We start from the raw sequence: 14,041 nt of genomic DNA, 5'->3' as shown, positions 1-14,041 counted from the left end.
TTACAGGCTTTTTTTCTGTTGGGGAAGCTGTCTGCTTAAATGCATTAAGTCCTGCAGAATATGGGTGCTGCTGCTGTCCAGCAGCACTTTTATATATTGGATATCATGGGAAATGGGAAGAGGGGCTGCTTTGATCTGTTCCAATTCAGCCAGCATTTCGCTGTTCATTCTTTTCTGTTCGCGAATTAAATTTCGAAGACTCTCTTCCGTTACTTGGGCGTTTTCGGGATCTTTCTCCATTTGTATGTCCTCCTTGCATACGGTCAGGCTTTGTTACATATTGTAATCGGTTCGGGGAAAAGATTCTATAGTGAAATCTCTGAAATCAAAAATTACGTATAACGAAGCATGTCCTTAGCATGAAAATGAAACCCGCCCATTCGTCATACGTATGTATAAGGAAGGGTTTTTACATTACGGCACAGGGAGTGTTTTTATTGAACCGAAATCAAGCGATTATCGCATCAATCTGTTATTTCAGCGTGTTTCTCGCGCCGCTCATTCTTCCGATTGTGGCTTACTTTGTCGTCGATGAAAAAGAGACGAAGCGGCATGCCATGCGCGCTCTGATTTCCCATATCATTCCGTTTGCGGGATTGCTGATTGTGACCGCGGGTGTTGTCGGCGGATTGATTACGGCTCAAGGGGAGAGTATGGTGCCCGTTTTTGTTATGATAACAGGAGCAGCTGTTTATTTTCTGATCCTCATCGGAATGGTCATTTGGAATATCGTGCAGGGAATTAAGGTGTTACGCCAGGTGTAAGAAAAGTCGGGGGAGGAGTTTTGTATGAAACAGGAGAAAGAACGGATTTTAAAGCTTGTGGAAGACGGCATGCTGACGGCGCAGGAAGCACTGACGCTCATTGAAAAACTGGATCATGAATATAAAGAAAAAGAAGAGCAGATCACCGCATTATCTGCGGAGGTCCAGGAACCTGCGGAAGGTTTCGAAAGCGGGGCAAAAGGAAGCCAAAAGCCGTCGCTCGGGGCGAAGCTGTTCGACTGGATTGATTCTGCCGTCAAAAAAGTGAAGGAAGCGGATCTTGACCTGAATTTCGGCCACGCACACGAAGTGCAGCATATTTTTCAATTTAAAGACAGTGAATTCTCGGCCATTGATATGCAGATCGCAAACGGCAGCGTCAATATCGTGCCGTGGGCGGATGAAGATATCAGAGCGGAGTGCCAGGCGAAAGTGTACCGGGCGGACAGTCAGGAGGCGGCGCGCACCGCATTTCTTCAGCACATTGAGTGTGAAGTGAAGGGCAATAAGTTTTTTGTCCGCACGGAAAAGAAAACGATGAAAACGAATGTCACGCTTTATGTTCCCCAGAAAGAGTACGATAAGATAAGAGTGAAGCTGTTTAACGGACCGATCAGAGGGGAACATTTACATGTAAAAGAATTCTCGGCGAAAACGACAAACGGCGTACTGTCATTCTCTCATTTGACGGCTGATAAAGCGTCGGCGGAAACGGCTAACGGACAAATCAAGCTGGCCGGACATCAATGCGGCGCGATTGAAGCGGAAACGATCAACGGCTTGATTGATTTGCGCGGATCGAGTGAATCCATTGACGTTCAAAGCTTTAACGGCAATATCATGCTTACCGTGACAGCGCCGCACTGCCGCTCCATCTACACGAAAACGACGACCGGAAACGTGGAGATCGCTCTGCCTGATGATTCGGCGGTGAAAGCGGAGCTGAAAAGCAATCTCGGCTCTCTCAGCCATGAGCTGATTGATGCGGAAATTTTAAAGGAAAAGAATGATACCATTCAAAAAGAACTGATGCTGGCATCAAATCAAGGCCATGATCAGCATCTCTCGATTTTCTCAGAATCGTTAACAGGAGCCATTAAGCTCAAGCATACTCAGAGGTGATTGGATGAAAAGACTTTACCGTTCAGAAAAAAACCGTAAAATCGCCGGTGTCGTCGGCGGTTTGGCGGAGTACATCAATATGGATGCGTCGCTTTTGCGCATTATCACCGTTGTATTAGCGCTTGTCACGAGCGGAATCGTGCCGATTGTATATATTATCTGGTGTTTTGTCGTACCTTTAGAAGGAGATTTGAAATAAATGATCAAATGGGCAGTCAGCATTTTAGTAAATGCGTTATTATTAATCGTTATCGCGGGATATTTTGATTCCGTCCATATCAGCAGTATCGGAGCGGCCGTCATCGCCAGTGTGATTCTTTCTGTGTTAAATGTGCTGATCAAACCGATCATCGTCATATTGACATTGCCCGTCACGGTTGTGACCCTCGGCCTCTTTCTGTTTGTCATCAACGCCATTACGTTAATGATGACCGCAGCCTTGATGGGAGACAGCTTTCAGATTGACGGGTTCGGCACCGCCATTTGGGCATCCGTCGTGCTGTCCGTTTTCCACTTGCTGATTCAAAAAGGCATATTGGAGCCGCTTAGAAAAGGGTAAAAAACGAGCTGTCCCGAGAGGGCAGCTTTTTTATGTGCGGTTTACATAAGCGGCGGCCTCCTGACGCAACATAATGCATAGGGAGGTAATGAGATGAAACTTGTGATGACGCTCTTTTTTCTGATTGGTTTGCTTTGTGTAAGTCCTTCTGCGGATGCGGCGCGCAAAGAATCGGCAATCCCCGTGAATCAGCAGGAATTCGGACAGCCGCCTCATTACATACCGCTTCTGGAGAATCCTCCCCAAATCGAAGTAAAGGCGGAAATGAAAAGAAACCTGTTCATACAGGCTCATGTACGGAATGCTGACTATCAAGCGTTTTCGGCGTTTCTTTTTTATAAACAAAGCAATGAGCTGGGGTTTAAAATGGTGCCGATGGAGCCCGCGCCAGGCGCAATCCGGCTGTTTACGGCCCAGGTTTCAAAGCGGGATATCTGGAATGGAGAATTGGAATATTACCTCGTATTCACCAACGGCAGACAGCGGGCGGAATCGGAGAAAAAGCGGCTGAAGCTGGACGGCTATCAAGCCGATTTGAATCATATTCCCGAGCTGATGATTACGGAGCTTGCGGTTGATACGAAAAATGAAGACGGCGCTGATGCCTATGAATTTATCGAGGTGTATAACACGACGGACAGACCCATTCATTTTAAAGACTATCACATCCGCTACCGCTATCCGAAGGAAGGGCCGGAATCAGATATGATATGGAGGCCGAAAGAAGATACCGTCATTCCGTCAGGCGGGACTTACGTGTTTTGGCTGAGACGCGCCGCATCAGAACTGACGATAGATGATTTCAATCGCTATTACGGGACACGCCTGAAGGAGGGAGAACATCTCGCCGTCATCGAAGGGACGGACGGAATGTCCAACGGCCGCCCGCGTACGGTGGTGCTGTCGGCAAATACCGGAAAGGGTATCGCCTCAGCGCATTACCGGAAACACGCTTTCCGCCGGCTGACTTCTTTGCTGTACAAATATCCGCTGAACGGAACGGGAGAATTGCTGAGGATCTCCACGAGCGAGCATAAGCCGTCACCGGGCTCTGTTTTTCAGGCGCAGATCCCGCAGCAGAAAAGGGTGATAAAACCTGACAAGGAAAAACCGGTCATCGAAGACCTTACAGACAGAAAGCCCGTCCGGCCCGCTGAAAGCATTGAATTAAAGGCTGACATAAAAGACAAAAACCTTGTCAAAACAGCCGCGTTTTATTACCGGACCAATGAGAAAAAACCATTCAAACGAATTCTGGCCGAAAAAGACCGCAACGACAGCTTATACCATCACATTCTTTATTCCCCGGAACTGCTCGGCCAGGATCAGCTTGAGTATTATATCGCAGCCAGTGATGGAGAAAATGAAGCAAAAACGCCCGTCAAGATGATTGACATTGAACAGACGAGCAAATCACACGGACTCAGAATGAATGTTGAACCCGAAGATACGATATCCGGCACCTATCTGCTCAAAGCGACTTCCGACGTCAGCGCCGATAAGATCAAGCTGTGGATTGACGGCAAGCGGCAGGAGACCCGGCCGGCGCTGGAAAAAGAAGTCTATTTCGCCTTCGATGCCCGGAAAACGAATCTTTATTTTCAAAACACCGTCATGATGGAAAACGAGGTGCTGCACATTTTTGACGATCCGTCTCACCGCTACAGAACACACTCGGTTCTCCTTCCGGAACGTCTGCTGCAAAAAGGGGGCAAAACACAGAAAGTATCCATCCGTTCGGGCTCAAAGGTTTCTCCGTATGACACGGGAGAGAATCGGGATGATTTTGTCGTGAAACATGCCCGTCTGGTGCTTTCGGACGGAACGGTGATCAAAGACGGGAAGACGGATCCGGCTGAGCAGCTGTTTATCGGTGACGGCAGGTGGGCGAATCAGCAGAAGACCTTCTCATTCAGCCTGCCGGATCATTTGTTTACGTCACGGCTGCTGCCGTGGAACACGGCGAAGCTTTCGGAAGGCTATCACCATATTTTTGTTAGCGACGGTGAGGAGCAGCTGAGCCAGTCTGTGCGGGTGGACAATACGGGGCCGAAGATTGTCCCGAATATTAAAGAAGGCGCGGCGCTGAAAGGTAATGTTGAGCTGAATGCGGACATCCGTGACAAATGGAGCAAAGTGGAAGAGGTCAAAGCGTTTTTGGACGGAGAAAGCATTACGCTCCCGCATCACACGTCATCAGCCGATCTTAAGCCCGGAAAACATACCCTTACCATCATTGCGGCAGACCTTGCCGGAAATGAAACAACCTCCGTCCGCACCTTCCATATCAAACGGGAGGAGCCGAACCAGCCGGAGCTTGCCGATCAAAAAATCGGCGCCCACAAAGCAAAGCTGTCCGTCCGGGTAAAAGACCCGACGAAGGATGACATGAATGTATCATTTTACCGGGGCTTCCGTTATACCGCGCGGAATCCGGGCAGCGTGAAAGTGTATAAACACGCCTCATTAACGGAACCGCCGAGGGGCATAAAAGAAAATGAAATGCCGTTTACCCTGCCTGAAATGAACCGCATCTCGGCAAATGACGGAAAAACCGTTTCGACGGAAAGTATGGAGCGTTTTCCTTATCACCGATTCGAAGTCTCCGTTGACCCGTCTATCGACGAAACGGATCTGGCCGAGGCGGTCTGGAAAGGAAGCTCTCTGCCCGGCCGAAAGGTAACCATGTATATTTGGAATTACCGGACAAGCCGCTGGCAGGAGGCGGACAGCGTCCTTGCCAAAGATAAAAAGCCGTTTACATTAAAAGCCGCCGTTTCCGCAGCGGATGTGGTGAAGAACTCAAAAATGAATGTCATCGTGCAGGATCAAATACCGGCGAAAGGCAATTACACGTTTGTCTGGATGTCGGATACACAATATTACGCACAAGGGCACCCGCACATTTTTGACAAAATGACGGAGTGGATCAAAGAAAATAAGGAAAAGCACAATATTAAATATGTCTTTCATACCGGTGATATCGTCGATGATTCAATGGTGATGAAACAGTGGAAAAACGCCGATCACTCCATGCGGACGCTTGACAAGGCGGGGATTCCGTACGGAGTGCTTGCCGGCAATCACGACGTCGGCCATAAAGACGGCACATACCGAACCTTCGGGGATTTCTTCGGGAGCCGCCGGTTTGAACAGAACATGCATTACGGCGGATCATACAAAAATAACCGCGGGCATTATGACCTGCTGTCGGCAAGCGGGAACGATTTTATTATGATTTATATGGGCTGGGGCATTGGGGAACAAGAGATTGACTGGATCAATCAAGTGCTGAAGAGGTATCCGGACCGAACCGCCATCTTATGCTTTCATGAGTACTTGCTTGTGAGCGGAAATCGAAGTCCGATCGGGGAAACGATCTATCGAAAAGTCGTCAAGCCGAATCGCAATGTGGCGATGGTATTAAGCGGCCATTACCATAATGCCATGAAAAAAACCGATGCGCTTGACGATGACGGGGACGGAAAACCGGACCGCCTCGTCCACCAGATTCTGACCGACTACCAGGACGGTCCGGAAGGGGGGCAGGGCTTTATGCGCATGATGCAATTCGATCAGGCTGCCAATCAGGTTCACATGTTCTCCTACTCGCCGTACACGGATGACATCAATTACTATGACACCGATCTGTTCGCTGATAAAGACGAATTCTCAGCAGAAATGGATTTACAGCCGAAGAGGAAAAGGGTGGCGACCGATTATTTTGAATGCAACGTCTATACGAACGAACTGCTCGGTCATAAAAAACACGTAAAAAGCGGAAAAACCGCAAATTGGGTCTGGGACGGCCTGCAGCCTGATTCCGTTTATTACTGGTACACCGTCGTTAAGGACCCGTACAACGGCAAAACAATATCACCGCTGTGGATGTTCAAAACGGGAAATACGCCGTATCGCCCGGCTCCGGATCAGTTTGATTTCAGGCATGCCTCAAACCCATAACGAAAAAAATACAGCCTGCTGATCACTCAGAAGAAAATCTGACGGTCAGCAGGATTTTTTCTGTACGTAAATGGCGGCGCCCTGCTGTAATAAGTGCTTTTGACTTTTTTATGTCCCTTTTCTATACTAAAATCGATTGGTTTTCGTAATATGCAGGAGGAAACATAATGAACAGTAAAACCGGGACAAAAGAAAGAATTATTCAAACCTCTGCATATCTTTTTCAGATTCAGGGATACCATGCGACTGGTTTGAACCAAATTATAAAAGAGAGCGGAGCACCCAGAGGGTCTGTGTATCATCACTTTCCAAACGGAAAAGCAGAACTCGCCATTGCGGCGATCAAATATACGGGAAGATGCGTTGAAAAGCAAATACAGAATAGTATGTCTCAATTCGCGGACCCTATAGAAGCGATTCAGCACTTTATTCATGTAATGGCTGAACAATTTAATGATCCGCAGAATATTGAGGGCGTGCCGGTTGGATTGCTGGCGGGCGAGACCGCTCTGATCAATGAAACGTTAAGATGCACATGTGTTGAGGTGTTCAAGAAGTGGACGGATGTGTTTGCGGCAAAATTTCTTGAGCATGGGTTTGAACAAGAGGAAGCGGAGAAGCTCGGGGTGACAATCAACTCGATGATTGAAGGCGCAATCATGTTTTCACTGGCTCATAAAAACAAAGAACCGCTGCTGCTGATTTCAAAACAGGTTCCGTATATTGTCCAAAACAGAGGGTAGCATTTTATTACTCTTTTCTTTATAAAAATAGCTACCAGAACCCCAGCCTCTTTGTTTTGACAGAGTCATAGAGAACATTCACCGGCTTGATTTGAAAATGGCAGATCAAAAAAACATCTCCAACCCGTAACGGTTGGAGATGTTTCATTTCACCCTGTCCATATAATGCACGAATGTGTAGCGGTCGCCTCTGTAGGCGGATTTGACGTGCTCAAAGGCAGTGCCGTCCTGCAGATAAGTGGTCCGCTTGATATAGAGGACGGGGGCGCCGGGCTGGATACCGAGCAGCTCAGCTTCTTCCTCGGAAGCGGCTCCCGGTTCAAGCTCTTGTTTTGCCCGTGAGATCGGCATCTGATTGTACGCTTCAATATGCTCATACATGGATGATTGAAAATGGGAGGCGTCCAGTTTTCCCGCCTTGTCAAACGGGATGTACGAGGCTTCAATCGCCATCGGGATATCATTCGCCAGCCGGACGCGGATGATTTTATGAAGCGTTGCCGGATAGCCGCATCCCAGGATAGAAGATAATTCTTCCGTCGCCTGAATCAGCTGGTATTCGGCAAGTCTGCTCCCCGGCTTCATGCCCCGGCTTCTCATATCTTCCGTAAAGCTTGTCAGCCCTTGAAGCGGCTGTTCCATCTTCAGTTTGCTGACGAACGTTCCCCGGCCTTTCTGCCTGTATAAAAATCCTTCATTCACCAGATTGGAAAGCGCCTGGCGCACCGTCATTCGGCTGATGCCGAATTGTTCGGCGTATTCCCGCTCCGACGGAAGCAGCGCATCCGCTTTCAGCTCGCCGTTTTTGATTTGTGTTTTTAATTGTTCCATAATCTGAAAGTAAATCGGAATCGGAGATTGTTTATCAATCTGCATAGGTCAAATCCTTTCAATCGCCGCCCGCAGCCTGTTCATCAATCAAGACCGTCACATCCGGATGCGCGTGCAGGGCGGAGGCGGGGAATGCTTCGCTGATGCGCCCGTCCAGAAGCTGCTTCACCGCTTGGGCCTTGCTTTTTCCGGATGCCATGATCAAAATCCGTTTGCCGGACAAAATCGTCCCGATCCCCATTGTCAGGGCTTTTACAGGGACTTGATCAATTGACGGAAAGTACCGCGCATTCGCCTGTCTTGTCTCTTCATTCAGCTCAACAACATGGGTTCGGGATTCAAATGGCGTCCCGGGTTCATTAAAGCCGATATGGCCGTTGTGTCCGATGCCTAAAAGCTGTATATCCGCTCCGCCGAGTGTTTGAATCAATCGGTCATAGCGTCCGCATTCGGCATCAAGATCGTCTGCCCGTCCGTCAGGGAGAAAGTGGCGGTCCTTTCGGCTGTCGATATGTGCAAAAAAATGTGTATTCATATAATAATGATAGCTGTTTTTGTCCTCGGGAGAAAGCCCGGCGTATTCGTCAAGGTTGATCGTCGTGACATTTCGGAATGACAAGCCCTCTGAGCGGTGCATCCGCACAAGTTCTTTGTATACGCCTTCAGGAGTGCCCCCCGTCGCAAGGCCGAGAACGGCATCCGGCTTTTGTTTCACTGTTTCAGCGATAATCGATGCGGCTTTTTCACTTAATTCTTCATAATGTCTGCATGTGATAACGTTCATGTCCAATCAGCCTCCCTTGAGATATATGCGGTGTTTCCGCGGCAAATCGTGGCCAGCACGCCGCACTGTCCGTCCGTCAGAACAACGTCGGCGTCTTTTCCTTCGGCGATGCTTCCTTTACGGTCGAATATGCCGAGGCGGCGGGCCGCATTTGCCGATGTCATATTTGCTATATCCGGCCATGAGCAGTTTGTAAACCTGCGCATGAGCGCTGCGCCTTCATTCATTTTTAAAATGGAACCGGCCAGCGTCCCGTCAGAGAGAAGCGCCGTGTCCCCGCGAACGGTGACTTTTTGTCCGCCGAACTCGTATTCTCCGTCCTTAAGCCCTTTTGCCCGCATGGAGTCTGTAATCATGATCAGGTTTTGGCTTCCTTTCGCCAAATAGGCAAGCTTTACAGCCAGAGGATGGGAATGAATGCCGTCAGTGATCAGCTCCGCCGTGATGCGGCCGCAGGCGAGAGCCGTACCGATGCCCCCCGGCTCACGGTGATGAAAGGAGCTCATGGCGTTGAAGAGGTGCGTCATATGCACCGCCCCGGCATCCGCCGCTTTTTGTAAAAGCTCGGCTCCCGCGTCTGTGTGTCCCATTGACGGGATGATGTTTTGTTTTTTTAAATAACGGATCAGGCTGAAATCAGGATCTTCTTCCGGCGCAAGCGTCACAATTTTGATCAGCCCTCCCGAGAGCCGCTCCCATTTCTGAAAGAGCCCGGCATCAGCAGGAGTAATCCATTGTTTCGGCTGTGCTCCCGCCTTTTTCGGAGAGACAAACGGTCCTTCTAAATGAATGCCGATCAACTCAGCGCCTTTTTGGGCCTGCGGTGAGGAAGACGCCCATTTTCTGGCGTTGACGAGCGCTTTTTCAATGTTTTCGTGCTGCTGTGTGATCGTTGTCGCTAAAAAAGAGGTTGTTCCTTCTTCGGGCAGCCGGGCGGACATTGTATCAAGAGCTGCAACATCAGCATCCATCGTATCCGCGCCGTATCCGCCGTGAATATGGATATCAATCATTCCGGGAAGTGCATACGAACCCTCGGGCGCCTTCCATTCCTTCTCATACGTTTCTTGCGGTCTTGTTTTCCCCGCGTAAGAAATGATGCCGTTCTTTATACCGAGAAATCCGTTTCGGATGATTTCTTCTTCTGTTACGATGTCCGCACCGCTGATTAACAAGCTTTCAGCCACTTTAAAACACGCCTTTCTGGTTAGTTGTTAGTTTTATTTTACTCCTTTTCAGACTAGTTATCTAGACCAGTTATGCCGGAATTGTATAAATCTGTTTTGGTTCAGACGGTAAAGTGATAAAATATAACTGTTCAAAGCTCGGAACATCCCAGAACAGGAGGAACATATCTTGGCAAAGGTTCGGACCAAAGACGTAATGGAGCAGTTCCATTTAGAATTGATCAGCGGAGAAGAAGGGATTAACCGCCCGATTACGATGAGTGATTTATCACGGCCCGGTATTGAAATCGCCGGTTATTTTACATATTACCCGAGAGAACGGGTGCAGCTTTTAGGAAAAACGGAGCTGTCATTTTTTGATCAGCTTCCCGAGGAAGATAAGAAACAGCGGATGAAATCGCTGTGCACCGATGTGACGCCGGCTATCATACTTTCCAGAGATATGCCGATCCCGCCGGAGCTTGTAGAAGCTTCCGAGCAAAACGGTGTGCCTGTGCTCAGATCCCCTCTGAAAACAACCAGGCTGTCAAGCAGGCTGACGAATTTTCTTGAGAGCCGTCTCGCGCCGACAACGGCCATTCACGGCGTGCTTGTGGATATATACGGCGTCGGCGTGCTCATTACGGGAAAAAGCGGAGTCGGTAAAAGTGAAACGGCGCTGGAGCTTGTCAAACGAGGCCATCGTCTTGTCGCGGATGACTGCGTTGAAATCCGGCAGGAGGATCAGGATACCCTTGTCGGGAACGCGCCTGATCTGATTGAGCATCTGCTCGAAATCAGGGGGCTCGGCATTATAAATGTCATGACGCTGTTCGGAGCGGGCGCCGTCAGAAGCAATAAAAGAATTACAATCGTCATGGACCTTGAGCTTTGGGAGCAAGGGAAACAATACGACCGTCTCGGACTTGAAGAAGAAAAAATGAAAATCATTGATACGGAAATTACAAAACTGACCATTCCCGTTCGCCCGGGGCGGAATCTCGCCGTTATTATCGAAGTTGCGGCGATGAACTTCAGATTGAAGCGGATGGGCTTGAATGCTGCCGAGCAATTCACGAATAAGCTGGCGGATGTCATTGAGGACGGCGAACAAGACGAATAGGAGTTGGCAATGATATGAATGAAGCAGGAACACCAATCAATCCGATTGCCTTTCAGCTCGGGCCTTTATCCGTGCACTGGTACGGAATCATTATCGGCGCGGGCGCGTTATTAGGGCTTTGGATGGCCATGAGGGAGAGTGAAAAGCGGGGGCTGAATAAGGACATTTTTATTGATCTTGTTCTTTTCGCCATCCCGATCGCAATCATTTGCGCAAGGGCATATTATGTGCTTTTCGAGTGGAGCTATTACTCGGAACACCCCGGGGTAATCATTAAAACTTGGAAAGGCGGCATTGCGATTCACGGCGGATTAATCGGCGCGATCGCAACGGGAATTGTCTTTTCAAAAGTAAGAGGCATCTCATTCTGGAAGCTGGCGGATATTGCCGCGCCGAGTATTCTGCTCGGCCAGGCCATCGGGCGCTGGGGGAACTTTATCAACCAGGAGGCTCACGGTGAAGCGGTCAGCCGGTCATTTTTGGAAAGTCTGCATCTTCCGGATTTCATCATTAATCAGATGTACATAGACGGACAATATTACCACCCGACGTTTTTGTATGAATCGCTGTGGAGTTTTGCGGGCGTCGTGATTCTGCTTCTGCTCCGCCGCGTGAACCTGCGCAGGGGCGATCTGTTTTTGACGTATGTGATCTGGTATTCGATCGGCAGATACTTTATTGAGGGAATGCGGACGGACAGCCTGATGCTTACGAGCCAGCTTCGGATCGCGCAGGTCATTTCCATTGTGCTGATTGTACTTGCGATTATTTTAATGATTTTCAGACGCATGAAGGGGTATGCCGATAAGCGGTATGCCGACACGGACTGACGCCTGAAATCGGAAAGGACATAAGATGACTGATAAACGTGTAACCGCCATTTTATTCGATCTCGACGGCACGCTGATTGACACGAATGAACTGATTATCGCTTCTTACCTTCATACGCTTGATCATTATTGCCCGGGGCAGTTCAAAAGGGAAGATGTGCTTCCGTTTATCGGCCCGCCTCTGTATGAAACGTTTTCAGGCATTAATGCTGAAAAGTGCGATGAGATGATCAGCATGTACAGAGCATTCAACCATGAAAAGCACGATGAGCTCGTCACGGAGTACGAAACGGTTTATGAAACGCTTGATGAATTGAAAAAAGCGGGCTATCAGCTCGGGATTGTCACCACAAAGCTGAGGGATACAGTGAATATGGGATTGAAGCTGACAGGCATCGGGGCGTTTTTCGATACTGTCGTCACGCTTGATGATGTTAAGCATCCGAAGCCTGACCCCGAGCCTGTGCGGCTTGCTCTCAGCCGGCTGGGGTGCGATCCGTCGGAAGCCCTAATGGTCGGTGACAATTATCACGATGTCATGGCGGGAAAAAACGCCGGCACGAAAACAGCCGGCGTCGCGTGGACGATTAAAGGCGCACAGACGCTTTCCGCCTATGAACCCGATTATATGCTCGAGAAAATGAGTGATTTATTGCACATCACCGGAGTGAAGTAATCCGTGAGAAAAACAGACCGCCATCCGGTTGCAGGTGCAAATTCATTGTGGCATGTTTATCAGACGGTTCCCTTTCTGAAGGTGATGAAAAATTTCATCATCATTCAGATCGCAAGGTATACGCCGTTTTTAAGCGTGAAAAACTGGCTGTACCGAACCTTTTTGAAAATGAATGTCGGAAAACAGACGTCATTCGCGCTGATGGTGATGCCGGATATCATGTTTCCCGAAAAAATCACTGTCGGAAAAAACAGCATCATCGGCTACAATACGACGATTTTGGCTCATGAATATTTAATACATGAGTACCGGACCGGTTTTGTCACAATCGGTGACGAGGTGATGATCGGGGCAAACACAACCATTCTGCCCGGCGTCACCATCGGGAGCGGAGCCGTTGTATCAGCCGGCACGCTGGTGCACAAAGATGTCCCGGCCGGGGCGTTTGTCGGAGGAAATCCGATGCAGGTGATCTATACGGACGAAGAAATGAAAAAACGAATGGAAAACCCCGCTGATTAAGGTCAGCGGGGTTTTTTTATGACTTGATCACAATGGCCTGGCTGCCCATCTGCTTCCAGGCTTTTTCAAAGTCAGATCGGTCTGTTTTTCTGTTTTTATAGCCGTAAGGATCATTGACGTATACATAATCGTGATCATAACCGGTGACGGCCACGCTATGCATGCTGAACGTAATGTCGATCTTTCCGTTCGGCGTATTCCAAGTCTGCATATTATCAACCGGCTTAAAGGATGTGGTGGTAATCACCCAGACCGGCCGTCCCTTTTCAAGCTGGCGGTACACTGAAGAAATGTCTTTTCCCGTCAGGTCATATACTTTGTTTCCCGCATATTCTTTGGCAAGTTTATCAATCGGCTCATGATAAACGCCTAAACCCGGGCCGTTTTCCATATCTCCTGCAAATCCTTCACTCGGATCTCCCTTCAGCCCGCTGCTGTATGTGAGCGGAACTTTATTGATTTTATCCGCCAATGTATTTTTTGACACATGATATCCGGCATTGTTCAAAATCATGGCAAGGCTTGTCACCTCACAGCCATTGTACAGTCTGGGAGAATCCATCTGTCTGTACAGAACGACATTCAGCGGTGACGCGCTCCCTTTTAACGGTGTTTTCTCATCAGGCTCGTCGGACTGCTGATTAAAAAAATTCAAATGAATATCGTTTGTATAGATGTTATATCCCAGATAGACAAGGATGGCTGTCAGAATCAGCACACATAATGTTCCAAGCGTCTTCATTATTACTCTCCCTTGTTTCTGATGAAGCTATTCTATGTATTATAGCACTTCTGCTCAATATGATTCGATCGTTCCGGTATGTTTACAGGTTTGTTCATTCTTTAGCCATGTTTATGGAAAAGAATAGGCGGACATTGGGCGTTGCAATTCATTCTTTTATCTGCTAACATATTATCATATTAGCGAACTAAAGGATTCGGAATTTTCCTTCAGATA

15 protein-coding genes are annotated in these 14,041 nt (G+C 48.5%); 10 read left to right on the top strand and 5 right to left on the bottom strand.

Annotation, left to right across the window (positions count from 1 at the left end):
* The gene (locus tag U2H13_RS17180; RefSeq protein ID WP_003151443.1) at positions 1-240 is read right to left on the bottom strand and encodes a hypothetical protein; all 240 of its coding nucleotides are present in this window, start codon (positions 238-240) and stop codon (positions 1-3) included.
* Between the two features lie 197 nt (positions 241-437).
* On the opposite strand from U2H13_RS17180, the gene U2H13_RS17175 reads away from it, so the two are divergent.
* From U2H13_RS17175 to U2H13_RS17150, 6 genes are all read left to right on the top strand, one after another.
* Positions 438-764, top strand: coding sequence for a hypothetical protein (locus tag U2H13_RS17175; RefSeq protein WP_003151444.1), 327 nt, complete (start codon positions 438-440; stop codon positions 762-764).
* A gap of 24 nt (positions 765-788) precedes the next feature.
* Positions 789-1,886: a DUF4097 domain-containing protein gene (locus U2H13_RS17170; RefSeq protein WP_029973515.1), complete on the top strand. Its 1,098-nt coding sequence runs from the start codon at positions 789-791 to the stop codon at positions 1,884-1,886.
* 4 nt (positions 1,887-1,890) lie between these two features.
* Positions 1,891-2,085 (top strand): PspC domain-containing protein, encoded by a 195-nt coding sequence (locus U2H13_RS17165; protein ID WP_003151448.1) that lies wholly within the window; start codon positions 1,891-1,893, stop codon positions 2,083-2,085.
* On the top strand, positions 2,086-2,445 hold the full coding sequence (locus tag U2H13_RS17160; RefSeq protein ID WP_014418984.1) for a phage holin family protein: 360 nt from the start codon (positions 2,086-2,088) through the stop codon (positions 2,443-2,445).
* Between the two features lie 93 nt (positions 2,446-2,538).
* Positions 2,539-6,408 carry a metallophosphoesterase gene (locus tag U2H13_RS17155; RefSeq protein WP_376700551.1) on the top strand — a complete coding sequence of 1,290 codons (3,870 nt, stop codon included), beginning with the start codon at positions 2,539-2,541 and terminating at the stop codon, positions 6,406-6,408.
* Positions 6,409-6,575: 167 nt separating this feature from the next.
* Positions 6,576-7,151 carry a TetR/AcrR family transcriptional regulator gene (locus U2H13_RS17150; RefSeq protein WP_182072034.1) on the top strand — a complete coding sequence of 192 codons (576 nt, stop codon included), beginning with the start codon at positions 6,576-6,578 and terminating at the stop codon, positions 7,149-7,151.
* Between the two features lie 144 nt (positions 7,152-7,295).
* On the opposite strand, the gene U2H13_RS17145 is transcribed toward U2H13_RS17150, so the two are convergent.
* Genes U2H13_RS17145 through nagA form a run of 3 tightly spaced genes read right to left on the bottom strand, consistent with a single transcriptional unit; the run spans position 7,296 to position 9,953 of the window.
* A complete protein-coding gene (locus U2H13_RS17145; RefSeq protein WP_012118554.1) occupies positions 7,296-8,027 on the bottom strand; it encodes a GntR family transcriptional regulator in 732 nt (243 codons plus the stop codon).
* Between the two features lie 13 nt (positions 8,028-8,040).
* The gene (nagB, locus tag U2H13_RS17140; RefSeq protein ID WP_017418833.1) at positions 8,041-8,766 is read right to left on the bottom strand and encodes a glucosamine-6-phosphate deaminase; all 726 of its coding nucleotides are present in this window, start codon (positions 8,764-8,766) and stop codon (positions 8,041-8,043) included.
* On the bottom strand, positions 8,763-9,953 hold the full coding sequence (nagA, locus tag U2H13_RS17135; protein WP_094296328.1) for an N-acetylglucosamine-6-phosphate deacetylase: 1,191 nt from the start codon (positions 9,951-9,953) through the stop codon (positions 8,763-8,765). The genes nagB and nagA overlap by 4 nt, the downstream gene beginning before the upstream one ends.
* A gap of 169 nt (positions 9,954-10,122) precedes the next feature.
* Between nagA and hprK the strand changes: the two genes are divergently transcribed.
* From hprK to U2H13_RS17115, 4 genes are read left to right on the top strand one after another with little or no spacing between them, the layout of a single operon-like run.
* Positions 10,123-11,055, top strand: a complete 933-nt coding sequence (gene hprK / locus U2H13_RS17130) for an HPr(Ser) kinase/phosphatase (protein ID WP_003151456.1) — start codon at positions 10,123-10,125, stop codon at positions 11,053-11,055.
* 14 nt (positions 11,056-11,069) lie between these two features.
* Positions 11,070-11,885, top strand: coding sequence for a prolipoprotein diacylglyceryl transferase (gene lgt, locus U2H13_RS17125; protein ID WP_014418979.1), 816 nt, complete (start codon positions 11,070-11,072; stop codon positions 11,883-11,885).
* A 25-nt stretch (positions 11,886-11,910) separates the two neighbouring features.
* Complete coding sequence (gene ppaX / locus U2H13_RS17120; protein ID WP_014418978.1) at positions 11,911-12,561, top strand: pyrophosphatase PpaX; 651 nt, start codon at positions 11,911-11,913, stop codon at positions 12,559-12,561.
* 3 nt (positions 12,562-12,564) lie between these two features.
* Positions 12,565-13,083 (top strand): DapH/DapD/GlmU-related protein, encoded by a 519-nt coding sequence (locus tag U2H13_RS17115; protein WP_072177048.1) that lies wholly within the window; start codon positions 12,565-12,567, stop codon positions 13,081-13,083.
* Positions 13,084-13,099: 16 nt separating this feature from the next.
* On the opposite strand, the gene U2H13_RS17110 is transcribed toward U2H13_RS17115, so the two are convergent.
* The gene (locus tag U2H13_RS17110) at positions 13,100-13,825 is read right to left on the bottom strand and encodes a C39 family peptidase (protein ID WP_021495261.1); all 726 of its coding nucleotides are present in this window, start codon (positions 13,823-13,825) and stop codon (positions 13,100-13,102) included.
* Between the last annotated feature and the right edge of the window lie 216 nt (positions 13,826-14,041).

The sequence above is a fragment of the Bacillus sp. A1 genome (assembly GCF_042296235.1).
Taxonomy (GTDB): domain Bacteria; phylum Bacillota; class Bacilli; order Bacillales; family Bacillaceae; genus Bacillus; species Bacillus velezensis.
The sequence above is the reverse complement of the archived record's forward strand: the minus strand, read 5'-3'. Positions and strand labels throughout refer to the sequence as shown.

What these genes read in the sequence shown, in the direction of transcription:
- U2H13_RS17150 (WP_182072034.1), top strand. Translation starts at nt 6,576, where the DNA reads ATGAACAGTAAAACCGGGACAAAAGAAAGAATTATTCAAACCTCTGCA.
- U2H13_RS17145 (WP_012118554.1), bottom strand. Translation starts at nt 8,027, where the DNA reads ATGCAGATTGATAAACAATCTCCGATTCCGATTTACTTTCAGATTATG.
- U2H13_RS17155 (WP_376700551.1), top strand. Translation starts at nt 2,539, where the DNA reads ATGAAACTTGTGATGACGCTCTTTTTTCTGATTGGTTTGCTTTGTGTA.
- U2H13_RS17180 (WP_003151443.1), bottom strand. Translation starts at nt 240, where the DNA reads ATGGAGAAAGATCCCGAAAACGCCCAAGTAACGGAAGAGAGTCTTCGA.
- nagB (WP_017418833.1), bottom strand. Translation starts at nt 8,766, where the DNA reads ATGAACGTTATCACATGCAGACATTATGAAGAATTAAGTGAAAAAGCC.
- ppaX (WP_014418978.1), top strand. Translation starts at nt 11,911, where the DNA reads ATGACTGATAAACGTGTAACCGCCATTTTATTCGATCTCGACGGCACG.
- U2H13_RS17170 (WP_029973515.1), top strand. Translation starts at nt 789, where the DNA reads ATGAAACAGGAGAAAGAACGGATTTTAAAGCTTGTGGAAGACGGCATG.
- lgt (WP_014418979.1), top strand. Translation starts at nt 11,070, where the DNA reads ATGAATGAAGCAGGAACACCAATCAATCCGATTGCCTTTCAGCTCGGG.
- U2H13_RS17160 (WP_014418984.1), top strand. Translation starts at nt 2,086, where the DNA reads ATGATCAAATGGGCAGTCAGCATTTTAGTAAATGCGTTATTATTAATC.
- U2H13_RS17165 (WP_003151448.1), top strand. Translation starts at nt 1,891, where the DNA reads ATGAAAAGACTTTACCGTTCAGAAAAAAACCGTAAAATCGCCGGTGTC.
- U2H13_RS17110 (WP_021495261.1), bottom strand. Translation starts at nt 13,825, where the DNA reads ATGAAGACGCTTGGAACATTATGTGTGCTGATTCTGACAGCCATCCTT.